The sequence below is a fragment of the Deinococcus grandis genome, assembly GCF_001485435.1.
Classification (GTDB): domain Bacteria; phylum Deinococcota; class Deinococci; order Deinococcales; family Deinococcaceae; genus Deinococcus; species Deinococcus grandis.
This window is the reverse complement of record NZ_BCMS01000001.1, coordinates 499,405-521,443: the sequence shown is the minus strand read 5'-3', so window position 1 is coordinate 521,443 and position 22,039 is coordinate 499,405. Positions and strand designations below refer to the sequence as shown.

The 22,039-nt window shown below is 72.7% G+C and carries 23 protein-coding genes and 1 tRNA gene; 14 read left to right on the top strand and 10 right to left on the bottom strand.

Annotated features, from left to right (window positions below; all coding sequences use genetic code 11):
- The first annotated feature begins 39 nt into the window (after positions 1-39).
- A complete protein-coding gene (locus tag DEIGR_RS02575; RefSeq protein ID WP_058975021.1) occupies positions 40-519 on the top strand; it encodes a GNAT family N-acetyltransferase in 480 nt (159 codons plus the stop codon).
- 85 nt (positions 520-604) lie between these two features.
- Complete coding sequence (locus tag DEIGR_RS02570) at positions 605-1,378, top strand: hypothetical protein (protein ID WP_058975019.1); 774 nt, start codon at positions 605-607, stop codon at positions 1,376-1,378.
- Here the strand turns inward: DEIGR_RS02570 and DEIGR_RS02565 are convergent.
- Positions 1,362-2,027, bottom strand: coding sequence for a nucleotidyltransferase family protein (locus tag DEIGR_RS02565; RefSeq protein WP_058975017.1), 666 nt, complete (start codon positions 2,025-2,027; stop codon positions 1,362-1,364). The two genes, DEIGR_RS02570 and DEIGR_RS02565, sit on opposite strands and share 17 nt — an antisense overlap.
- A 113-nt stretch (positions 2,028-2,140) precedes the next feature.
- Between DEIGR_RS02565 and DEIGR_RS02560 the strand changes: the two genes are divergently transcribed.
- Positions 2,141-2,605, top strand: coding sequence for an SRPBCC family protein (locus tag DEIGR_RS02560; protein WP_058975015.1), 465 nt, complete (start codon positions 2,141-2,143; stop codon positions 2,603-2,605).
- 62 nt (positions 2,606-2,667) lie between these two features.
- On the opposite strand, the gene DEIGR_RS02555 is transcribed toward DEIGR_RS02560, so the two are convergent.
- Both DEIGR_RS02555 and DEIGR_RS02550 read right to left on the bottom strand, forming a co-directional pair.
- Positions 2,668-3,261: a hypothetical protein gene (locus DEIGR_RS02555; protein ID WP_058975013.1), complete on the bottom strand. Its 594-nt coding sequence runs from the start codon at positions 3,259-3,261 to the stop codon at positions 2,668-2,670.
- A gap of 198 nt (positions 3,262-3,459) precedes the next feature.
- Positions 3,460-3,762 (bottom strand): hypothetical protein, encoded by a 303-nt coding sequence (locus tag DEIGR_RS02550; protein ID WP_058975011.1) that lies wholly within the window; start codon positions 3,760-3,762, stop codon positions 3,460-3,462.
- Between the two features lie 162 nt (positions 3,763-3,924).
- Here DEIGR_RS02550 and DEIGR_RS02545 point away from each other — a divergent pair, with 162 nt between their 5' ends.
- The 3 genes from DEIGR_RS02545 to DEIGR_RS02535 all read left to right on the top strand — a co-directional run bounded on the left by DEIGR_RS02545 (position 3,925) and on the right by DEIGR_RS02535 (position 7,502).
- On the top strand, positions 3,925-4,788 hold the full coding sequence (locus tag DEIGR_RS02545) for an AAA family ATPase (RefSeq protein ID WP_229782255.1): 864 nt from the start codon (positions 3,925-3,927) through the stop codon (positions 4,786-4,788).
- Complete coding sequence (locus DEIGR_RS02540) at positions 4,781-6,091, top strand: vWA domain-containing protein (RefSeq protein WP_236704636.1); 1,311 nt, start codon at positions 4,781-4,783, stop codon at positions 6,089-6,091. The genes DEIGR_RS02545 and DEIGR_RS02540 overlap by 8 nt, the downstream gene beginning before the upstream one ends.
- A 148-nt stretch (positions 6,092-6,239) precedes the next feature.
- Positions 6,240-7,502: a Vgb family protein gene (locus DEIGR_RS02535; protein WP_058975007.1), complete on the top strand. Its 1,263-nt coding sequence runs from the start codon at positions 6,240-6,242 to the stop codon at positions 7,500-7,502.
- A gap of 194 nt (positions 7,503-7,696) precedes the next feature.
- On the opposite strand, the gene DEIGR_RS02530 is transcribed toward DEIGR_RS02535, so the two are convergent.
- Together DEIGR_RS02530 and DEIGR_RS02525 are read right to left on the bottom strand one after the other, a co-directional pair.
- Positions 7,697-8,569 (bottom strand): ABC transporter permease, encoded by an 873-nt coding sequence (locus DEIGR_RS02530; protein ID WP_058975005.1) that lies wholly within the window; start codon positions 8,567-8,569, stop codon positions 7,697-7,699.
- The gene (locus DEIGR_RS02525) at positions 8,562-9,524 is read right to left on the bottom strand and encodes an ABC transporter ATP-binding protein (protein WP_083523904.1); all 963 of its coding nucleotides are present in this window, start codon (positions 9,522-9,524) and stop codon (positions 8,562-8,564) included. Before DEIGR_RS02525 ends, DEIGR_RS02530 begins: the two co-directional genes overlap by 8 nt.
- Positions 9,525-9,742: 218 nt before the next feature.
- Between DEIGR_RS02525 and DEIGR_RS02520 the strand changes: the two genes are divergently transcribed.
- From DEIGR_RS02520 to tatA, 3 genes are all read left to right on the top strand, one after another.
- Positions 9,743-11,455, top strand: a complete 1,713-nt coding sequence (locus tag DEIGR_RS02520; RefSeq protein WP_058975000.1) for a GGDEF domain-containing protein — start codon at positions 9,743-9,745, stop codon at positions 11,453-11,455.
- 115 nt (positions 11,456-11,570) lie between these two features.
- Positions 11,571-13,511 (top strand): serine/threonine-protein kinase, encoded by a 1,941-nt coding sequence (locus tag DEIGR_RS02515; protein ID WP_058974999.1) that lies wholly within the window; start codon positions 11,571-11,573, stop codon positions 13,509-13,511.
- A 123-nt stretch (positions 13,512-13,634) separates the two neighbouring features.
- Entirely contained in the window at positions 13,635-13,991 is a 357-nt protein-coding gene (tatA, locus tag DEIGR_RS02510) for a twin-arginine translocase TatA/TatE family subunit (protein ID WP_058974997.1), read from the top strand.
- A 290-nt stretch (positions 13,992-14,281) separates the two neighbouring features.
- Here tatA and DEIGR_RS20240 read toward each other — a convergent pair whose 3' ends face one another.
- The 3 genes from DEIGR_RS20240 to DEIGR_RS21120 form a co-directional block, all read right to left on the bottom strand.
- Positions 14,282-14,764, bottom strand: coding sequence for a hypothetical protein (locus DEIGR_RS20240; protein ID WP_153013599.1), 483 nt, complete (start codon positions 14,762-14,764; stop codon positions 14,282-14,284).
- A 53-nt stretch (positions 14,765-14,817) separates the two neighbouring features.
- A complete protein-coding gene (locus tag DEIGR_RS20235; RefSeq protein WP_153013598.1) occupies positions 14,818-15,543 on the bottom strand; it encodes a hypothetical protein in 726 nt (241 codons plus the stop codon).
- A gap of 154 nt (positions 15,544-15,697) precedes the next feature.
- On the bottom strand, positions 15,698-15,889 hold the full coding sequence (locus tag DEIGR_RS21120) for a hypothetical protein (protein ID WP_174518659.1): 192 nt from the start codon (positions 15,887-15,889) through the stop codon (positions 15,698-15,700).
- Positions 15,890-16,148: 259 nt separating this feature from the next.
- Between DEIGR_RS21120 and DEIGR_RS02495 the strand changes: the two genes are divergently transcribed.
- From DEIGR_RS02495 to DEIGR_RS02475, 5 genes are all read left to right on the top strand, one after another.
- Positions 16,149-17,657, top strand: a complete 1,509-nt coding sequence (locus DEIGR_RS02495) for a YifB family Mg chelatase-like AAA ATPase (RefSeq protein WP_058974993.1) — start codon at positions 16,149-16,151, stop codon at positions 17,655-17,657.
- An 8-nt stretch (positions 17,658-17,665) separates the two neighbouring features.
- Positions 17,666-18,841, top strand: coding sequence for a glutamate ligase domain-containing protein (locus DEIGR_RS02490; protein WP_058974991.1), 1,176 nt, complete (start codon positions 17,666-17,668; stop codon positions 18,839-18,841).
- Positions 18,842-18,878: 37 nt separating this feature from the next.
- Positions 18,879-18,954: transfer RNA gene (locus tag DEIGR_RS02485), tRNA-Lys, on the top strand.
- Between the two features lie 102 nt (positions 18,955-19,056).
- On the top strand, positions 19,057-19,767 hold the full coding sequence (gene rlmB / locus DEIGR_RS02480) for a 23S rRNA (guanosine(2251)-2'-O)-methyltransferase RlmB (RefSeq protein WP_046843396.1): 711 nt from the start codon (positions 19,057-19,059) through the stop codon (positions 19,765-19,767).
- A complete protein-coding gene (locus DEIGR_RS02475) occupies positions 19,764-20,672 on the top strand; it encodes an aldose 1-epimerase (protein ID WP_058974989.1) in 909 nt (302 codons plus the stop codon). Before rlmB ends, DEIGR_RS02475 begins: the two co-directional genes overlap by 4 nt.
- Before the next feature lie 9 nt (positions 20,673-20,681).
- On the opposite strand, the gene DEIGR_RS02470 is transcribed toward DEIGR_RS02475, so the two are convergent.
- Together DEIGR_RS02470 and DEIGR_RS02465 are read right to left on the bottom strand one after the other, a co-directional pair.
- Complete coding sequence (locus DEIGR_RS02470; protein ID WP_058974987.1) at positions 20,682-20,897, bottom strand: hypothetical protein; 216 nt, start codon at positions 20,895-20,897, stop codon at positions 20,682-20,684.
- A gap of 56 nt (positions 20,898-20,953) precedes the next feature.
- Positions 20,954-22,039: a S1C family serine protease gene (locus DEIGR_RS02465; protein WP_058974985.1), complete on the bottom strand. Its 1,086-nt coding sequence runs from the start codon at positions 22,037-22,039 to the stop codon at positions 20,954-20,956.

Sequence of the window (22,039 nt, the reverse complement as noted above, 5' to 3'; positions counted from 1 at the left end):
ACCGACAGCGGGGCGTCCCCGGGCGTGACAGACTCGGGCATGCCGGTCACCCTCCAGTCCTTCCAGCCGGGTCACGCCGCTGCCCTGCGCGCCCTGACGCTTCCCGCCGCGCAGGCCGACTTCACCACCCACCCGGCCGAGCTGCTGGACAGCGTGCCGGGCGACCCGCAACGGCAGCTGATCACGGTGCTGCGCGGGGGCGAGGTCGCCGGGGCCTTCGTGCTGGCGGTCGGGGCGTCCCGCGACCGGTACCTGACGGCCCCCGACCCGGACGCGGTGGCCCTGTCGTCCCTGAGCGTGGACGCGGCGCAGCAGGGGCGCGGCGTGGGCACGGCCGCCATGCGGGCCCTGCCGGGACTCGTGCGGGCGCTGTACCCGCAGGCGCGGCGGGTGATCCTGGTCGTGAACCAGCGCAATCCCGGCGCGCGGCGCGTGTACGAGAAGGCGGGCTTTCAGGTGACCGCCACCCGCGAGGGCCGCATCGGGCCGCAGTGGGTCATGACGCTGCCGCTGGACTGACACGGCTTTATAAGCCATTCAATCGGAGTCCGTATGAACGCCCCTGCAACGCCTCCGCAACGCCTGCCCGCCTACGCTGCCGGGCATGACGACTTCCTGTGTCCGCCGCGCGCTGCTGACCGTGGCGCTGCTCGCCCCGCTGACTGCCGCGCCCGCGTACGCCGACTGTTTCCTGATCGTCTGTGGTCTGGAGGCCGAGGGGACGCTGGCGACGAACGGGCAGGTGGACGGGGTGTACCGCGAGGTGTTCGGGCGAGGCTCGACCCTTCAGGAGCGGAGTGACTGGGCGAAGCGGGGGTTCCGGGACGACGGGCTGAGCGGCGCGCAGCAGGGGCAGTTGCGGGCGGCGCTGCTGGGGCAACTGCACGGCAGCGCGGCGCAGCTGGCGGAGGTGGTCACGCGCGTCACGCAGACGTCCATGGGGGTGCGGCTCAGTCCGAACAATCCGTTCTTCAAGCTGCTGACGAAACTCAGCCAGCAGCCGGAGAGCACGTACGCCAGTCTGGTGGCGTTCACGCGGACGTATCTGCAGGACGCGCAGGTGGGCGGGGTGCGCGCGGCGCTGATCGAGCGGGCGTACCTGGACAGCCTGGGCCGGGCACCGTCGGGTGGGGACACGGCGTACTGGCAGGCGCAGATCGTGAAGACCGGCGCGAACTACGCGGACATCCTGCAGGCCGCCGGGGAATGGGTGCTGTCGGCGGGGAACGAGGCGGAGTTCGCGGCGATGATCCGCCGGGCCTTTAAGCTGAGCGGGCGGCCCCAGCCGACCATGGACAAGGTCGCGCAGATCCGCGTGAAGAGCGGGACGACGCTGCGGTCGTTCGCGGGCTGGAAGGCGTTCATTCAGGCGTTCTGAGCGTCTGCGCGGCGAGCAGTGCCTCGGCCTGCGCCAGGGCGTCCGGGGTGTCCACGTCCAGCAGGAGCCGCGCGGGGAAGGTCAGGGTGACGGCCTGCGCGGCGTGCGCGCGGATCAGGTCGCGGGGGCCGTGGTCGGCGTCCGGGGTGTCCTGCACGGCGCGCAGAAGGTCCGCGCGGAACAGGTGTGGGGGCGCCCGGACCGGTTCCGCGCCGGGGTCGGCGTAACGGGCGAGGACGACCGGCGCGCCGCTCTCGCGGAACGCGGCGATCAGCGCGGCGTGCTGCGCGCCGCCCAGCAGCGGCATGTCCGCCAGCGCGAAGTTCACGGCGGCCAGCCCGCCGTCCAGGCCGCCCGGCAGCGCGGCGACGGCGGCGCGGAAGGAACTGCCCAGGCCGCGCGTGGGGTCGGGGTTCACCACGAACGTGAACGGCAGTCCCGTCAGGGCCGCGCGGATGCCGTCCCCGACCGTGCCGGGCGGGATGACGCACAGCAGCGCGTCGTGCCCGCCGTCCGCGAGGGCCTGCGCGGCGTGCCGGACCAGCGGCTGCCCTGCCAGCGGCGCGAGCTGTTTGGGGCGGCCCATGCGGGTGCTGCGCCCGGCGGCGAGCAGCACGCCGACGACCGGCGCGTGGGGTGGGGTGGGCATGGTCTGCATGGTAGGCCAATCTTTCTGCAACCGGGCGCGGCTTACACTGGGCAGCGTCATTCCATCAGTTCAGGGGCCGCCGCGTGGGCGGCGCTCTGTCAGGAGGTCAGGTCATGAAACTCAGTTACTCAGGTCAGGAGAAGGTGCAGGCGCCGCCCGCCGCCGTGTGGGCGTTCGTTCAGGATCCCGAGCGGGTGGCGCGCTGCCTGCCGGACGTGCAGGAGGTCGTCGTGCACGACCAGACGCACATGGACGCCACCGTGCAGGTGGGCGTGGGCATGGTGCGCGGGAAGTTCAAGTTCAAGATCGAGGTGCTGCCCGACGCGGCCGCGAACCGCGTGAACGTGAAGGTGCAGGGCGGCGGGCTGGGCAGCGTCGTGGACCTGACGGCGGGCGCGAACGTCGTGGACAACGGGGACGGCACGACCACCCTGGACTGGACGGGGGACGCGACCATGCGCGGCCCGGTGGCGACGGTGGGCGGGCGGCTGCTGGACTCGCAGGCGCAGAAGCTGATCTCGAAGACCTTCGAGAACATGAGCGCGAACGTGGGCGCGTCCGCCGGGACGCTGGCGTAGGGCGCGTGAGCGGCGACCGGCGTCACGCGGGGCACGTCGCCCCGGGGACGCCGGTCGTGCCGTCAGCGGTCGGCCGGGCCGGGCAGCGCCTGCGGGGCGCGGGTGGGCGCGGCGCTCACCACGCCGTGCGGCGAGACGGCCAGCACCCCGGCCTCCGCGAGGGTCCAGATGGCGCGGTGGACGCTCATCTCGCCTGCGGCGTCCCCGCCGGGCGCCAGGCGGTCGAGCAGCTGCGTGTACCGCAGTTCGCCGGGCACGCCACCGGCCCAGGGGGTGACGTCCAGCACGGCGCGCAGCACCTGCCGCTGCGCCGGGGTGTGGGCGCTGCTCATCAGGGTGCGCCGGGCGTCCTCCTGGCGGGTGCGGGCCTCGCGGGCCGCGCGGCGCTGCTCGAGCAGGGCGAGCACCTCGGGGTTCTGCTCGCCGCGGCGTTCGGTGATCAGGCGTTCCAGGCGTTCGTCGGCGCGCTGCGAGGCGCGGTCGCGCAGGTCGCGGGCGCGGGCACGCAGTCCGGCGCGGGCCTCGTGGACGGGTTCACTCAGGGCCTGCACGGTGCGGCGGGCGACCTGCGCGGCGTCGCGGGCGGGGTCGGCGTCCGGGTCGGTCAGGGCGCGGCCCAGGCGGATCAGGGTGGTCAGGGTTCGGCGCTCGCTCATGGGGACTCCGGTGCCCCGGCAGGGGCGGGTGAGGTCAGCTTAGCGGGCCGGGCGGCGCGGACGCGTCCGCCGAAAGGTGCGGTGAAGTCCGGCCCGGACGCACGGCAGGCAGGGACGCCTGAACCCCAGTACGGGGCGGCGTCCCTGCCGGTTGCGCTGACGGTCCTGACTGTTGACCCGGTTTCAGGCGGCCCGGTTTCAGGCGGCCTGGGGCAGGTCGTGGTCGCCCAGCGGGGCAGCGGCGCGCGCGGCGGGCGTGGGCCACAGTGCGCCCAGCGCGAGGCTGATCAGGCTGGTGGCGGACACGGCCAGCCACAGCAGGCCCGCGGCGGTCGGGTCGAGCAGGACGGTCAGGACGATCAGCGCGGTGGCGATGGCGCCGTGCGCGGTCACGGCGGGCAGCAGGCTGCGTCCGGCGCGGTGCGCCTGCGCGAAGCGGTGCCCGAAGTGCAGGCCGGAGGTCAGGGCGATCAGGGTGCACAGGAGCAGGGGCAGCGTCATGCCGTTCAGGGTAGGCGCGCGCCTCTCACCGGAGCGTCACGTGGCGGGCGCGGCCCGGACATTAAGATGAGCGGAGGCGGGCTGTTTTTCCGCCCCAGGAGCGCAGATCATGACTTGTAAGAACGGCTGTCAGAGTTCCGGGTGGGTCTCATGATCCCGGCGGTGAAGGACCTTCAGGCGGCGTTCCAGGCGCGCGGGTACGTGGCGGGGGACGCGCTGGCGACGGCGCTGCGGCTGGTGGTGGGGCTGGGCAAGCCGCTGCTGCTGGAGGGTCCGGCGGGCGTCGGGAAGACCGAGGCGGCCAAGACCCTGGCGGACGTGCTGGGCACCCGCCTGATCCGGCTGCAGTGCTACGAGGGTCTGGACGCGCAGTCGGCGCTGTACGAGTGGAACTACGCGCGGCAGCTGCTGCACCTGCGCGCGGCGGAACTGCGTGGCGAGGCGGTGGGCGACGACGACCTGTACGGCGAGACGTTCCTGATGCCCCGGCCGCTGCTGCAGGCGATCCGCGAGCCGAGGTCGGCCGTGCTGCTCATCGACGAGATCGACCGGGCGGACGACGCCTTCGAGGCGTTCCTGCTGGAACTGCTCGCCGAGTGGCAGATCACCGTGCCGGAACTGGGGACCCTGCCGGCGGTCAGTCGCCCGCACGTGATCCTCACGAGCAACCGCTCGCGGGAACTGAGTGACGCGCTGCGCCGCCGCTGCCTGTACCACTGGACGGAGTACCCCAGCCGCGCGCAGGAACTGCAGATCGTGCTGTCGCGCCTGCCGGGCATCAACGAGACGCTGGCGCGGCAGGTGACGGACGCCGTGCACGCGCTGCGGGCGCTGCCGCTGGGCAAGACGCCGGGCGTCGCCGAGACGCTCGACTGGGCCGCGGCGCTGGTCAGCCTGCACGCCGATCACCTGGACGCCGAGGCCCTGCACGCGACGCTGGGCGCGGTGCTGAAGCTGCGGGAGGATCAGCTGCTGGCCGCGCCGACGTTGCAGGGGGTGGCGGCGCAGGCGCAGGCGCGTGGCTGAGAGCGCCAGGTCCGAGGTCGCGGGCACGCCCGCCGCGCTGGCCGCGCAGGTGACGACCTTCGCGGGGCGGCTGCGGCGCCGCCACGGGTTCCTGATCGGCCCCGGGGAGGTCCGGGACGCGCTGCGCGCCCTGGAACTCGTGGACCTGCTGTCGCGGCGCGAACTGCGCGGGGCGCTGCGGGCGGTGCTGACCGCCGGGCCCGAGCAGGGCCGCCTGTTCGACCTGGAATTCAACGCGTTCTTCCGCGCCGGGGGGCAGCCGCAGCCCGAGTTGCCGCCCCTGCTGCCCGAGACGCCCGCCCCCGCTGAGCCCGACCCGGACGGGGACCAAGCGGACCAGCCGGACCGGGAGCAGGGCGACCCGGAGACGCGGACGGAGCAGGCGCCGAGCCCGCAGGCGGGGAGCGATCCGGGCGGCGAACTCCCGGACGGGGAGGCCCTGCAGGACGGGCAGGACAGCGAGGGCGACGAGCAGGACGCCCCGGTCATGCAGGCGCGGGTCAGTCCGAACGCCGCGCCGGGCGAGGCGCTGCGCGTGGACGCCGGGGACCTGGGGGGGCTGCTGCGCGCCGCGACGGGCCTGATCCGCGCGCTGGAACTGGGCCGCGCCCGGCGCCTGCGGCCACTGCCGCGCGGCTCGAAGCTGGACGCCCGGCGCACCCTGCACGCCGCCGCGCGCACCGCCGGGGACGCCGTGCACCTGCGCTGGCTGGGCCGACCCCGGCGCGCGCCGCGCTTCCTGCTCGTGCTGGACGGCAGCCGCTCGATGGGCCGGGATGGGGCGCTGCTGCTGCGGTTCGCGCAGGCGCTGCACCTGCGCTCGCGGCGGGTGGAGGTCTACGCGTTCAGCACCGGCCTGACCCGCCTGACCCCGCTGATCCGGGGCGCGGCGCCGGGGCAGCCGCTGGCCCTGCCGGACCTGGGGGACGCCTGGGGCGGCGGCACCCGCATCGGGGAGAACCTGCTGCGCCTGGCGCGGGACGAGCGGGGCCGTGTGAACCGCGACACGGTCGTGCTGATCCTGAGTGACGGGCTGGACACCGGCGACCCGGCGCTGGTGGGCCGCGCGCTGCGGGACCTGCGGCGCCGCTCGGCGGGCGTGGTGTGGCTCTCGCCGCTGGCGGCCACGCCCGGGTACCGCCCGGTGCAGCGGGCGATCGCGGCGGCGCTGCCGCACCTGGACGCGCTGCTCCCGGCGGGCGGCCCGGAGGACCTGCACGCGCTGGGACGTCGTCTGCGTGCGGCGCGGCTCACGCGCGGCGCGGCCGTGGCGAGCCCCGACCCGGGCGGGGTGCGTTCATGAACGGCGCGCGCCCGGTGTCCGGCGCCTCCCCCGTTCAGGGGCAGTCGGGGCCGAACCGGTGTCCAGGCGCGGCCCGGCGAACCTGAAGACGCCTTCACCGGGCGGGGCGGTAAGGGCCGGGTGAGGCCCGGCGCGCTGCAATGCACGCATGCGTTCCCTCACCGCACTCCTGACCGCGCCGCTCCTCACGGCGGCGCTGCTGGCCTCCTGCGGGGCCGGACCCGCCACGCCCGCCGCGGGCGCCCCGACCACCCCGCCCACCACCGCGCCCGCCAGCCTGACCGTCCGCCTGGAGACCCTGGCGGTCACGGGGGCGCTGAACGTGCCGGGCACGCTGCGCGTGAACGGGCGCGGCCCGGCGGACCTGACCGTCACCGCTCACACGCAGGGCGCGCCGGTCAGCGTCACCCTGAACGCCAGCGGGGGCGACACGCTGATCGGCGTGACGGGCACGGGCGCGGCGCGCGGGCCGGTCACGCTGAGCGTGCAGGCCGGCGCGGCGCGCGCCAGCGTGACCCTGCCGCTGCTGCGCGCCAGCGCGGCGCCCATCACGGGCGGCACGTACCAGGCGGGCGGAGCGGTCCCCTGGCAGGGCGGGGTGCTGCTGCGCGCCGTGGCGAACGCAGGCGCGGACGCCCGCCACGCCCTGATGGGCAGCGCCGGGGCCGAGGTCACCGCCCTGCCCTTTCCCGTGAGCGGGCTGGACACCATCACCGGGCACGCCGTCGCGCCCGACGGCAGCGTGTGGGTGGCGGTGCGCGGCGCGACCGCCGCGGGCAGCGAACTGATCCGCCGCGCGCCGGACGGCACCCTGACCCGCGTCCCGGCGGGCACCACCGAGACCCTCAGCAGCCTGGGCGTCACGCCGGACGGGCGCGTGTGGGCGGTGGTGTACGGGCAGGCGCGACTGCTGAGCGCCGCGCCGGACGGCACGCGCGGCGAACTGCCGCTGGGCAGCGTCCCGGACGCCCTGACGGTCGGCGCGGACGGCGCGCTGCTCCTCACGCGGCGCGGGGACAGCCCGGCGGTGCTGCGCGTGGACCCGGCCAGCGGCGCGGTCCGCACGTACCCGGTCGGCACGCCCGGCGTGAGTGTCCCCGCCGCGCCCACGCCCGCCCCGGACGGCACGCTGCTGTTCACAGAGACCCGCGCGGGCGGCGCGTGGCGGCTCGATCCGCGCAGCGGCGCCCAGGTGGCCCTGCCCCTCCCGGCGGGCGCGCGGGCGGGCGCGCTGGCCGCCGCGCCGGACGGCAGCGTGTGGGTCAGCGATCCGTCGGCCGGGACGCTGCTGCGCGTCGCGGACGGCGCGGCGGCGCAGGTGACCCTGGGCGGCGCGGCCCGCGCGCTGACCGTCACGCCGGACGGCCGGGTGTGGTTCGAACTGGGCGGGCAGCTGATCACCCTGGACTGAGGCTGGAACAGCGTGAGGCCGCCCCGGGTTCAATCCGGGTCGGCCTCAGCTGCGACTGGTCACACGGGTTCCGTTTGTTTCGTGAACAGATCGGAACACCACCGATCTGTCAACTCCACGTCCGGAACCCGTTTTGCTCCTCCTCGCGCTGCTCGGATTGAACGGCTTTGCAAGCCATTCAATCGGAGTCGGTACTACAGGTCGCGGCGGCTGAAGCGCCACATGGCGCCCGCCAGTCCCAGCCCGGCCAGGGCGGCGGCCCAGACGACCAGCAGCGGGTCGACCGGCACGGAGCTGGTGAAGGGGTTGGCGCCGCGGCTGACCTCGCCGACCTGCCGCATGATCTCCGGCTGGAGGTGGTAGCTGGCGCCCAGCCACAGGGCGTTGGTGGGCATCAGGGCGTTCGCGACGCGGCCCAGGGTGGTCAGGGTGGGCGTGTCGGCCAGCGTGCCGATGGCGCTGAGGATCCCGCCGGTGAAGCCCACGCCGTACAGCACGAACACGCCGATGCCGTTGGCGAGCGTGGTGAACAGCGTGCTGCCCAGCACCGTCAGTGAGGTGAGGACCGTGACGGCCAGCAGCAGCAGGGCCGCGGCGGGCAGCGCCTCGGGCGGGGTGTAGCCGGTGATCAGGCGCACGCCACCGAGCAGTCCGGCGGCGAGCAGCGCGACGTACGCGACGTTCACGGCCGTGAAGCCCAGCCAGCGGCCCGCGACGAGCTGCGCGCGGCTGACCGGGCGGGCGATGACGCTCTGCATGACGCCGTTCTCGATGTCGCCGCTGACCGCGCCGACGGTGGACAGCACGCCCATCAGGGAGCCCAGGAAGTACACGAGGTACATGCCGAACAGCGCGCTGAACATGACGGGCAGGTTCGCGGCGCCCGTGGGGCTGCGCCCGTCCAGTCCGGCGTCGACCGCGCGCTGGTCGAGCGTGAGTTCCAGGCGGTACACGCCGAACAGGAAGAACCCCAGGAACAGCGCGGAGAGGACCAGCAGGACGCTCACGAGGCGTTTGCGGGTCGCCTCGCGCAGCGAGAGTTCCGCGATCAGCAGGACGTTACGCACGGGGAACCTCCGCGCCGCTGCGGGCGGCTTCCGGGGTGTCCTCGATCAGGTCGAGGAACATGGTTTCCAGGTCGGGGCGGCGGGGCGTCAGGGCGTACAGGCGCGCGCCGGCGGCGTGCACGGCGTCCGCCACGGCGGGAATCTGGTCGTCGTGGGTGAGCCACAGTTCCACGTCGGCGCGGCCCGGCGTGTTCGTGTCGGTGCGGCGGACCTCGCCCAGCCGCGCGAGGGTGTCGAGCAGTCCGCCGGGCAGGGTGTCCACGCGGAGGTCCACGGGCAGGACGCCGCCCATCAGTTCGCGCATGCTGCCCTGCGTCAGGACCCGGCCCCGCTTCACGAACGCCACGCGGTCGCACACCTGTTCCACCTCGCTGAGCAGGTGGGAGTTCAGGAACACGGCCGTGCCCTGCGCGCGCAGCCGCTCGATGATCTCGCGCACCTCGATCCGCCCGATGGGGTCCAGGGCGCTGGTGGGTTCATCCAGGAACACGAGCTCCGGGCGGGCCAGGATCGCCCCGGCCAGCCCGGCGCGCTGCAGCATGCCCTTGCTGTACCCGCCGAGCGTCTCGTGGCCGCGCCCGCCCAGCCCGACCTCGTCCAGCACCGCGGGAATGCGGGTGCGGCGCTCGGCGGCGCTCAGGCCCGCCAGCCTCCCGTGGAAGTCCAGGAATTCGTGGCCGGTCATCCAGGTCTGGAAGCGGAACTGTTCGGGCAGGAAGCCCAGCCGGGCGCGCACGGCCGGGTCGCTCGGGTGCCCGCCGAGCACGCGCACCTCGCCGCCGCTGGGGTGCACGAGGCCCAGCAGCATCTTCACGGTGGTGCTCTTGCCCGCGCCGTTGGGGCCCAGGAAGCCGAAGACCTCGCCGCGCGGGACGGTCAGGGTCAGGCCGTCCACGACCGCCCGGCCCCGGTACGTCTTGCGCAGGTCGCGCGTGTCGATCGCCGCTTCGCTCATGCCGCCCAGCATAGGCGCGCCGCTGCCGGGCGGGCGTCCTCCTTTTGGCGGCCGGTCGCGGGCGGGCCGCTGCACCGCCGCCGCACCGCCACTGCACCGTCACTGGCCGGTCGCGGGCGGGCCGGGCCGGGGGCACAGCCCACCCCCCCAGTTCCCCCAGTGTGTGGTGAGGGATAGCCCCGCCTTCCCCGCCCACTTTCAGGGAGAATGCACCCCAGATGCCTGCCTGCCCCACGAGGGACCACCTGGACGTGCTGCTGCCCGCCGACACGCCCGCCGACCTGACCGCGCGCCTGCGGGCCGCGCCGGACGGCGAGGCGCGCGCGCTGGCGCTCGTGGCCGTGGCGCGCCACACCCGCGAGACCACCCTGAGCGGCGCGCAGGCCCTTGGCGAGGCGGCCCTGAGCGAGGCGCTGCGCGCCGCGTCCCCGCGCGCCGCCGTGGAGGCCCTGCTGGGCCTGAGTTTCGTGTCCGCCAGCCTGGGGCAGCAGGAGCGGGCGCTGGACACCGTGGCGCGCGCGCAGGCCATGCTGGAGGAACACAGCCTGACGGACCTGCTGTCGGCCGTGCTGAATACCCGCGCCCTGACCCGCCTGACCGGCGGGGACGTCACGGGCGCCCGCCAGGACCTGCAGGACGCCGTGGACCTCGCGCGGCACGCCCGGCACGCCGGGGATCAGGGCAACGCGCTGGTGAACATGGCGTGGCTGGCGTGCAGCGCCGGGGACCCCAAGGACGCCCTGCACCACCTGAACCTGCTCGAGGAACTGATCCACGCCCTGCCGGACGAACCGCAGACCGAGGAGTTCATCCTGTGCCTGCACGAGGGCCGCGCGCACGCGTACGCGCTGCTGGCCCGGCAGGCGCAGGAACTGGGCCGGGACGACGCGCAGCGGCAGGCCGCGCAGCAGGGCCTGATGGTGCTGCGCGCCGCCCGCGCCGCGCTGCAGGCGACCCCCAGCCTGACGAGCGAACTGCTGTGCGCCGCGCACGAGTCCACGCTGCTGCGCCTGCACGGGGACCTGAGCGGCGCCGAACGGCTCGCGCGGCGCGCGGCGCAACTGAACGCCGTCCTGAAGCAGCAGCTGTACATCGAGCCGCAGCTGTGCCTCGCGGAGCTGCTGCAGTCGCGCGGGGAGTTCGACGCGGCGCTCGCGCAGTACGCGGCGGCGCTGGACATCGCGCGGCGTCAGCACCGGCACCTGGACATCCAGCGGCTGCTGAGCGCCGTCGGGGCGCTGCACGAACGGCAGGGTCGCCTGCGCGAGGCGCTGGACGTGACCCGCGAGGCGCTGCACGCCGCGAACACCGCCATGGACCGCGTGAACGGCGCCGCCGCCCGCCACCTGCAGCTGGACCGCGAACTGCGGCAGGCCCGCGCGGACGCGAGTTCCTGGCAGGACCGGCTGCGGCAGGCCGAGGTGCAGGCCCGGCAGGACCCGCTGACCGGGCTGCTCAACCGCCGCGGACTGGAAGAGGGCCTGCAGGCGCTGCAGTTCCCCGGGGACGCCGGTCCGCGCCCGGCCGACTGGGCGCTGCTGGCGGTGGTGTTCGTGGACGTCGATCACTTCAAGCACGTGAACGACCGGCACTCGCACGCGGTGGGTGATCAGGTGCTGCGCGCCGTGGGGAGCCTGCTGGCGTCGCAGGTGCGGGCCGGGGACCTGCTGGGCCGCTACGGCGGCGAGGAGTTCGTGCTGGTCACCCCGGTCCGCACGCGCGGGCGGGCGCACGGTCTGGCGGAGGCGTGCCGCCGCGCGGTGGAGGGCCACGACTGGTCGGGCCTGCTGCCGGACATGCGCCTGACGGCCAGCGTGGGGTACGCGGTGACCAGCCCGGACCGGTTGCCGCAGGCGCTGCGGGTCGCGGACGATCACCTGTACCGCGCGAAGAACGCCGGGCGCAACCGCGTCTCGCCCGCCGCACCCTGACCCGCCCAGTCGCCCGCTGCACCCTGACCCGGCCCAGTCGCCCGCTGCACCCTGACCCGGCCCAGTCGCCCGCCGCGCCCCGAGCTGAGGGCGGCCGCGCTACACTCCGCGGTGGATGCCGCTGGAACCGGGAACGCAACTCGCCGCGCGTTACGACCTGCTGGCCCTGCTGGGCGAGGGCGGCAGCGCCCGCGTGTTCCGCGCCCACGATCAGCTGCTGGGCCGCGAGGTCGCCGTGAAGGTCCAGCACGCCCACGTGCCCGACAGTGACCGCGAACGCTTCCTGCGCGAGGTCCGCACCCTGGCCCGCCTGACGCACCCGGGCGTGATTCCCGTGCTGGACCTGGGCACCGACCCGGAGGCCGGGCGGCCCTTCTTCACCATGCCGCTGATGACCGGCGGCCCGGTCACGGCGCTGGGCCCGCTGGAGGACGCTCCGCTGCCCCTGGCGAGGTTCCTGACGGCGGCGGCCGCCGCGTCGCGGGCCCTGCACTTCATTCACGCTCGCGGCATCACGCACCGCGACCTGACCCCCGGCAACGTCCTGCTGGACGACGCGTGGATGCCCCGCATCATGGATTTCGGGCTGGTGGCGCTGACCGAGCAGACCCGCCACCTCACCCGCAGCGGCGTGACCCTGGGCACCCCCGCGTACATGGCGCCCGAGCAGGCGCGCGGCGTGGGCGTCGGCCCGCTGAGCGACCTGTACGCGCTGGGCGCCGTGCTGTACCGCGTGGCGTGCGGCAGCCCCCCCTTCGTGGGCGACAGCGACCAGAGCGTCCTGTACCAGCACGTGTACGAGGCCGCCCCAGACCCGCGCGACCTGAACCCCGCCGTGCCGGACGCCGTGGCGCGCGTCCTCTTGAGCCTCCTCGCGAAGAAACCCGAGGACCGCCCCCCCAGCGGCGAGGCCCTGGCGCACCTGTGGGCGCTGGGGCGGCGCGACATCTGGACGTCGCACGCCCGCGGGCAGTACCGGGGCGGCCGCACCCGCAGCGGCGAGCACCCCGACGGCCCCGCCCAGGTGGCGACCCTGCGCGAGGCCTGGAGCGTGCCGCTGCCCGGCGAGGTCACCTGGCCCGCCGCCGTCATGGGCGACGGCGATCTGGTCGCGGTGGGCACGCGCGGCGGGCAGCTGGTCCTCACGCACGCCTCCGGCCGACCGTTCGCCACGTACGCCGCGCGGGACGAGGTCACCGCGCCCGCCACCTTCCACGGCGGACACGTCCTGTTCGGCGCGTGGGACGGCACGCTGCGCCGCGTGGACCTCATGAGCGGCGCGCAGGTGTGGCAGCACAAGGCCCGCGCGGAACTCACGGGCGCCCCGACCCTCTGGCACGACCAGGTGCTCGCCAGCAGCCGCGACGGCCACCTGTACGCCCTGGACGCCCGCAGCGGCGACCTGAAATGGGCCTACCGCACCGGCGGGCCCGTCGCCGCCAGCCCCCTGGTGTGGGCGGGCGCGGCCCTGGTCAGCGACGAGAACGGCTGGCTGCATGCCCTGGACGCCCGCAGCGGCCACGGCCTGTGGAAGGTCGAGGTGGGCACCATGCACGGCACGCCCGCCCTGATCCCCACCGCGCCGGGCACCGCCACGCTGGTCGTCGCCACCTGGGAAGGCGAGGTGCACGCCCTGACCCTGCGTGCGACCACCGGCCGGGTCAGCGTGGACCCCGACCCGATCCTCTGGACGTACGACCTGGAAGACGAGGTGTGGGCCTCCCCCGCCCTCACCCTGTCCGGCGCGCCGGGCGGCACCGCCATCCTCGCCGGGTGGGGCGGCGAGGTCCGCGCGCTGGGCCTGAAAGACGGCGAGGACCTCTGGACGCACCGCATGCAGGGCCGCGTCACCGCCAGCCCCGTCATCAGCGCCGGACTGGTCTTCCTCGCCTCAGAGGACGGGGAACTGTGCGCGCTGGACGTCCGCAGCGGCGCCGTCCGCTGGACCCACCAGGAGAGCACCGGCGTGCAGGCCACCCCCCTGGCCGCCGACGGCACCCTGTACGTCGCGTTCATGAACGGCACCCTGCGCGCCTACCGCGCCCGCACCACCTGACCACCCCCTGACCCCCGGCACCCCGGTGCGGGGCAGGCATGACATTTGCTTTAACCGGCGCGCCTACACTGGACTCAGTTGAACGCCGCCTCCCCCGGGCGGCCCCCAGGAGGAACGAACCCCATGCCCAACATCGGACCCGCTGAACTGCTGGTGATTCTGCTCGTCGCACTGGTCGTCTTCGGCCCCCGCAAACTCCCCGAACTCGGCAAGAGCCTCGGCGCGGGCCTGCGCGAATTCCGCAGGAGCACCCAGAGCCTGAAAGACGACTTCGAAGGCAGCGTGCGCGACACGCCCCCCGGCCCCGCCCCCGTGCAGACCATCCACGCCCCCGCCCAGGCCGTCGCCGCCGCACCCCAGCCCGCACCGGCCCCCGCCGTCACCGCCCAGCCCGCCCCGCAACCCGTCACGGCCGAAGCGGTCACCGCGCAACCCGTCACCGCCGACACTGTCGCCGTTCCCGCCAAAGAACAGGCGTAATCGATCACCGACGCCCCCCGGACAGCCGCTCATGTGGCGCTGTCGGGGGGGACACTCTTGTTAGCCTGCGGGCCACATGTGACGTTCTGGGAGTCGGTGAGTGCTGGTAAGGGTGCAGAGCACGGCGCTGTTCGGGGTGGACGCGGGGACGATGGAGATCCAGGTAGACGTCTCACCGGGCCTGCCTGCGTTCACGATTCCCGGCTCGGTCCACCAGATCATCCGCAGGCGGGACGTGGATAAGGAAAAACGCCCCCATCCCAGCGCAGGCAAGGGTGGGGGCATAAGGTTTAGTTGAGGCGCTGGGCGCTGTCCTCGCCGTCCTCGTCAGGAGTAGGAACGACGGGAGCAGACTCATCAGAAGGTGCGTAAAGTGGAGCCAGTTCCACAGTGGACCGTGTGATGTCCAATGCCTGGATGTCAGACCCTGACAAAAAATTAGTAATTAGGCGCTTATCACCAGTAATGAAGCCGTCAATTCCCATCACTTGTGCTTGGACCACCATCATTAGATCCACAACCAATGCCGTCCTATCCGGCTTCTTCTGATCGTATATCCAATGATGTTTTTTAGCCGCTTCTGGATACGCTGCAGCGTGCCTGAAGTCGTAACTTAACAATCTCGCGCCCGTCATATCAATGACGACTTCAATATCGCCGCGAAATTGATACTCGCTTACGGCAAGGGTTGAAATATACAGAGTAGTGCTGGGGTTTTTTATTAGTCCGAAGTAGCCAAGAGCGTGAGCATGGAACTTACCAGTAGTGTCCATGAGTTGGATCATAAACGAGGTATCCAGCATAACTCGCTTGGGTATTTTAATGCTCATTCAGCCCCCCGACGCAATTCCTCTAACCACTTCATAGAGTCGCCACCAGCCCATTTAGGACCCTCAATGGCGATAGCCTCTTCGAGAGACGTCTCACCACTGGCTCTAATGGCGCGCACGAACTTCAGGGCTCCAAGCTGTGGTGGATTCTCAAGCAGAATTGGGCCTTCAACCTCGAAGTTGTAGTACTGATACAGCTGTAAGCTTCGGATGCTCCGCTGATCGATATCGATCCGAACCCGGCCGTATTCTTCGGTTTCGACATGGATATTGGGATTCTTGCCGCCCATGTTAAATAGGAAGCCATAGATCATCATGCTTGTATGAATCCATTTTCTCTGTGTGATAGTCAGAGAAGCACCACGCTCTGGCGTTATCCGAGTCAATTCAGATTGATCTTCGTAGACTGAATACGTGAGGCCGCTTTGTGATGCCGCCCGCTCCAGGGTGCGAACAAACTCGGCATAGGGGTCAGATTCAGACAGGGTGCGTTCGCGCGTGCTGCGTCCCAGCACGACAGCAGCATCAGTTGGCAAATGCGCTTCTACGCATACAGAGCCTTCGACCAAGCTGACCGAAGTTTGGTCAGCCATGTTAGATGTGCGCGCCAGCAGTTTTTTAAGAGCCTCAAAGGAGGTGGTCATGGCAGCCAGAGGGACGTTGGAAAGGCTAACCTTGCGCCCGTCAAATTCCCCTTCTACTCGGATCTTTAGGGTCTCCATGACAGCACCTCCTTTTGCTTGAGTTGACATGGAAGGGTCATACCACACTCTTGAGCGTCTCCCCGTCCCAAGGCCTCAAGCTTATCCAAGTCATTATGTTTTTGTCTAACCGATTTGCCACAATTACGCCAGCCGGGTCAGCGTTGTCCGTACCTTACCCGCCCGGGAACAGCCGCTTGAAGGCCATCTCGACGAGCAGGACCGCGAAGGGGCTGTCCGGCTGTATGCGCAGCCACTGGGCAATGGGGGAGGCGAACTCGCGCACCAGGTACTGCACGACCGCCAGGACGAACGCGGCGCGGGCTGTGCCTGCGAGGACCGGCTTGAGTTCCTGAGCAGCCTGCACCGCGGCTTCCAGCAGCGCGCCGACCTCGGTCCACGTCGCGCCGTCGCGCAGGGCCTGCGCCTTGCTGACGAGGTTGGGCAGGTGCTTGTCGAGCCAGGGCTGGACGGTAGGCGCGTCGAGGGCAGCGCCGGAGCGGGTGGCGGTGCTTGATCCGTCTCTCCCCCATTCACCACCCCCATTGCTGCGCTGATGTGCGGTCCGTTGGGGGTTCCGGGCTTGTTAGCCTGCGGGTCACATGTGGCGTTCTGGGGGTCGGTGAGTGCTGGCGCGGGTGCGGAGCGCGGCGTTGTTCGGGGTGGACGCGGTGCCGGTGGAGGTCGAGGTGGACGTCTCGCCGGGCCTGCCGGCGTTCACGGTGGTGGGCCTGCCGGATCAGTCGGTCAGTGAGGCGCGGGAGCGGGTGCGGGCGGCGGTGCGGAACGCGGGTCTGCCGTTTCCGGCGGCGCGGATCACGGTGAATCTGGCTCCGGCGGATCTGCGCAAGGAGGGGCCGTTGTACGACCTGCCGATCGCGCTGGGGGTGCTGGCGGCGCAGGAGGTGGTGCCGCTCTCGGCGCTGGCGGGGACGCTGGTGGCGGGTGAGCTGGCGCTGGACGGGTCGTTGCGGCCGGTGGCGGGCGCGGTGAATCTGGCGCTCCTGGCGGGGTCGCTGGGCGCGGAGGTGCTGCTGCCGGAGGGGAATGCTTCAGAGGCGGCGATGATTGAGGACGCGCGGGTGTTCGGGGCGGCGTCGCTGCTGGACGCGGTGCGGCACCTGACGGGGCAGGCGGTGCTGGAGGTGACGCCGCCGCCGGTGCCGGACGCGCCGGATGGCGAGGCGCTGCTGGATCTGGCGGACCTGAAGGGCCAGTCGGGGGCGCGGCGGGCGCTGGAGGTCGCGCTGGCGGGGGGGCATAACCTGCTGCTGGTGGGCTCGCCGGGGAGTGGGAAGACGATGCTGGCGCGCCGCGCGCCGGGGCTGCTGCCGCCGCTGACGCGGGCGGAGGCGCTGGAGGTGACGCGCATCCACTCGGCGGCGGGCCTGCTGACGGCGCGGGGGCGCCTGAGCGTGCAGCCGCCGTACCGCGCGCCGCACCACACCGTGTCGGACGCGGGCCTGATCGGGGGTGGGGGCGTGCCCCGTCCGGGCGAGGTGAGTCTGGCCCACCGGGGGCTGCTCTTTCTCGATGAATTCCCGGAGTTCAGCCGCAAGGCGCTGGAAACATTGCGGCAGCCGCTGGAGGACGGGCACGTGACGATCAGTCGCGCGCGGGCCAGCGTGCAGTACCCGGCGCGCTTCCAGCTCGTCGCGGCGATGAACCCCTGCCCGTGCGGGCATCACGGCGACCCGGAGAAGGCGTGTGCGTGCACACCGGCCGAGCGGACGCGCTATGCGGCGCGCCTGAGTGGGCCGCTGCTGGACCGCATCGACCTGCTGGTCCGGGTACCCCGTCTGACCGTGGATGAGTTGACCCGCGCGCCGGAGCCGGAGGGGTCGGGGCCGGTGCGGGCGCGCATCCTGGCGGCGCGGGCGCGGATGCTGGCGCGGCAGGGCGCGCGGAACGCGGACCTGAACGGGCAGGCGCTGCGGCGCGCCGCGCCGCTGGCGGCCGGACCGGAGAATTTCGCGCGGGCGGCGGCGCGGCAGCTGGGCCTGACCGGGCGGGGGTTCGACCGGGTGCTGCGCGTGGCGCGGACCGTGGCGGACCTGGCGGGCAGTGACGACATCCGCGAGGCGCACCTGGCCGAGGCGGTGACGTACCGTCCGCGTGACCTGGGGAGCGGCTGACCGGTACCCTGACCGGCGTGAGTGCCTCGTCTGTCCCGGATTACGAGTGGTTGTTCGCCCGCACCCGTGCGGGGCGTGAGCGGGGGCCGGGTGCGGCCCGGGCGTTGCTGGACGCGCTGGGCCGTCCGGACACGCGGTTCCGGAGCGTGCGGGTGGTGGGCACGAACGGGAAGGGCAGCACCTGCGCGATGCTGGACGCGGGGCTGCGCGCGGCGGGGGTGCGCGCGGGGCGGTTCACGAGTCCGCACCTGACGCACTTCGAGGAGCGGGTGCGGGTGGACGGCGACCCGATCCCGCCCGCGGAGACGGCGGCGTTCATCGCGTGGGCGCGCGCGCACGGGGGGGACGCGGCGTTCTTCGATCTGACGCTGGCGCTCTCGGGGCGGGTGTTCGCGGCGCGGGGGGTGGAGGTCGCGGTGATGGAGGCCGGGGTGGGCGGCGCGACGGACGCGACGCAGGCGCTGGAGAACGTGGCGGCGGTGGCGTTGACGAACGTGGCGCTCGATCACGTGGGCGTGCTGGGGGGAACGGTGACGCAGATCGCGCGGGACAAGGCGGGCGCGGCCCGGCCCGGCGTGCCGCTGCTGACCACCGCCGCAGGGGAGGCACTGGACGTGATCGCGGAGGTCGCGGCGGGGGTGGGGGCGCCGCTGCTGACGCCGGACACGCACCCGGATCTGTTCGCGCTACCGCACCCGCCGAGGCTGGAGGGGCCGCATCAGGCACGGAATGCCGCGCTGGCCGCCGCGACGCTGCGCACGCTGGGATACGGGGCGGGCGTGGAGGGCGCGCTGGCCGCCACGCATCCGGGCCGCCTGGAACGCTTCGAGGTGGACGGGCGGACGGTCCTCGTGGATGGCGCGCACAATCCGCACGCGGCGCAGGCGCTGGCCGTGGCGGTGCCGCATGCGGACGTGCTGCTGTTCGGGAACCTCGCGCGCAAGGACACGGGGGCGACCCTCGCGCCGCTGCTGGCAGTGGCGGCGCGGCGGGTGTTCACCGCGCCCGGCGACCTCGCCACGCCCCCGCAGGACCTGGCCGCGCAGCACGGCGGGGACGCCGTTCCCGACCCCGCGCTGGCGCTGGCGCACGCACTGGACCTCACGCCGCCCGGCGGGACGCTGCTGGTCGCCGGGAGCCTGTATCTGGCCGGGCAGACCCGCGTGCTGCTGGGGGGCGCTTGACAGGTTTCGGGTGCGCCCTTATACTTCTTCTCGCTCTGGATCGTTAGCTCAATTGGCAGAGCAGCTGACTCTTAATCAGCGGGTTGTAGGTTCGATTCCTACACGATCCACCACACCGAGAAGCCCCCGCCCCGCGCGGGGGTTTTTCCTGTCGCCTCTCCCCCGCCTGTCGGCGCGCGGGCCGCGCGCTGCTCCGGGCGCGTACACTGGCCTCTATGTTGCTGTACGGGCGGAATCCGGTGCTGGAAGCGTTGCAGGACGGACGGGTGTCCGAGGTGCTGGTCGCGCGTGGGGTGGAAGAGGCGTTCGTGGCGCAGCTCAAGGCCACGGGTGTGCGGATGAAGTTCGCGCCGCGCATCGAACTCGATCAGCTGGCGGGCACGACGCAGCATCAGGGCGTCCTGGCCGAGGTGGAGGACCTGGAGTGGGCGTCGGTGGACGACATCCTGGATCTCGCCGAGAAGCGCGGCGAGGACCTGCTGATCGTGCTGCTGGACGGCATCACGGATCCGCGGAATTTCGGGGCGATCATCCGCAGCGCGGAGGTGCTGGGCGCGCACGGTGTGGTCGTCGAGGAGCGCCGCAGCGCGCCGCTGTCGCCGGTCGTGGCGAAGACGGCGGCGGGGGCCACGAGTTACCTGCCGGTCGCGCAGACGAAGAACCTGCCGCGCCTGATGGACGCCCTGAAGAAGGACGGGGTGTGGGTGTACGGCGCGGCGGGCGAGGCGGCGCAGGACGTCCGGAAGGTGGATTTCAGCGGGAAGGTGGCGCTGGTGATCGGCGCGGAGGGCGAGGGCATGCGCCGCCTGGTCCGTGAGAAGTGCGACGCGCTGGTCAGCATTCCGGTGCGTGGGCGGGTGCAGAGCCTGAACGCGTCGGTCGCGGCGGGCATCCTGCTGTTCGAGGCGTCGCGGGGCCGCGCGTGAGTGACCGCCGGGTGGAGGTCCTGCGCGGTGAGCAGCTGACGCTGGAGGTCCTGCCGGAGGTGGGGGCCAGCGTGCTGAACCTGCGCGCAACCTCGGGCCGCCCGGTCCTGCGCCCCGTCGAACTGGGGGGCGTGGAGACGAGCAGCCAGTGCGCGAGCTTCACGCTGATTCCGTTCAGCAACCGCGTGCGCGACGCGAAATTCGTGTTCGGGGACCGTGAGATCCAGTTGCGCCCGAACACGAAGGACGGACTGGCACAGCACGGCGACGTCCGCAACCGCCCCTGGCACGCCGAGCGGGTGGACGACACGCACCTTCGCTGCACCTTCGACTCGCGCGAGTTCGCGGACGTGAACTGGCCGTGGGCGTTCACGGCGGGCATCGAGTACCGCCTGCACGGGCCGCACCTGGACATGACGCTGACCCTCACGAACGAGGACACCAGCGACATGCCCGCAGGGATGGGGCTGCACCCGTACTTCGCGCGCGTGCAACCGGACCTGCCGGGCGTGGACCCGGCCCTGACGGTGGGCGCGGAACTGATCTACGACACGGACGAGCGCGTCCTGACGGTCGGCGCGGCCCGCGATCTGCACCCCGACGAGGACTACCGCACGCCTACTCCGGTGGGGGGGCGGGAGATCAACACGACGTACACGGCGTGGGACGGCGTGGCGCGGCTGGACTGGGGCGCGCGGGCACTGACGGTCACGGCGGACAACGTGTACTCGCATCTGGTGGTGTTCACCGCGCCGGACGGCAGCCTCGCGCTGGAGCCCGTGTCACACGCGACGGACGCGTTCAACCTAGCGGGGCAGGGCGTGCCGGGCGTGGACCTGCGGGTGCTGTCGCCGGGGCAGACGCTGGCCGGGACCGTGCGCCTGACCCTCGAAGGCGACTGGTAGGCCTCTCCCCTACCCGGTGGCGAGCAGTGCCCCGCGTCCGTCGCGCAGTTCGAACTCGTGGCGGTCGCGGGCCTGCATCCAGCGCAGGGCTTCGAGCAGGTCGTCGGTTTCCTTCAGGACCTCGGGGGCGTCCGGGTCGCCGGTCCACACCACGCGGTAGGCGCGCGGCGGGGCGGGCGGCGTCCAGCGCTGTCCCTCATCTTCTTTCACGAATGCTCTCGACATCCCTCCAGTCTGGCGGGCGCGGCTGAAGCGCCGGTGGGTGGAGGGTAACCTCTGCTTTACTCCTGCAGGTCGGGCACGCTGGCTTTCGGCACGAGCGTGATGCGCGCCTGCCGTTCCTGATCGTCCCGCAGGTAGGTCAGGGTGACGGTGTCGCCCACCTTCGCGCGGCGAATCGCGGTGATGACCTCGTTCGCGTCGCGGGTCCGCTGGCCGTTCACGCGCAGGATCACGTCGCCCAGGCCCGTCAGGCTGCCCTGCCTGTCGAAGGTACTGCCGCGCAACCCGGCCTGCTCGGCGGGGCTGCGGCGGGCGACCTCGCGGACGATCGCGCCGGGCGGGTCGGTCTGCCCGCTGTGGACCGAGTCGAAGATCAGGCCCACGACCGGCACGTCGTTCGTGATCCCGGCGCGCAGGTCGCTGATCAGGTCGTTGCCCTCCACGACCGGCACGGCGTAGCTGCGCCGCGTCTGCCCGCTGCCGTCCAGGCTGATGTAACTGACCACCCCGATCGCCTGCCCGTTCCCGTCGATGATCGGCCCGCCACTGTCCCCCGGCGCGAGGGGCGCCGTCATCTCCAGCGTGCCCTGCGGGAAGTCCGCGCGGCCCGCCTCGGCGTTCAGGCGCAGCAGCCTGCCCCGGCGGGGTTGCAGGAAGTCGCCGCCGCTGTTCCCGATGGCCAGCACCGTCTCGCCCGGGCGGGGCGCGCGGGTCGTGAGGTTCAGGAACGGGAAGTTCGTGCCGCGCCCGTTGACCTGCAGGAGCGCCACGTCCGCGGAGGCGTCGAAGGCCACGACCCGCGCGCCATAGCTGCGGCCCGAGAGGGTACTCACCTGGAACAGCTGCCCGCCGCTGACGACGTGGTACGCGGTCAGGAGCTGCCCGCCCGCGCTGATGAAGAAGCCGGTGCCGATCCCGCCGGTATTGCGCTCGGTGTTCACGCTCTCCACGCGGACGGTGGCGGGGCGGGACTTGTCGAACAGCGCGCGGGCGTCCTCCGGCAGGGTGACGGGCGGCGTGGGCGCCTGCGTGTCCACGCGGGGCGCCACGTTCACGCGCGGCAGGAACGGCACGTCCGCCTCTGGCAGCAGGTACGCCGCCAGCGCGAGGATCAGCAGGACAGGAAGCCAGGGCGAGGCGCGCAC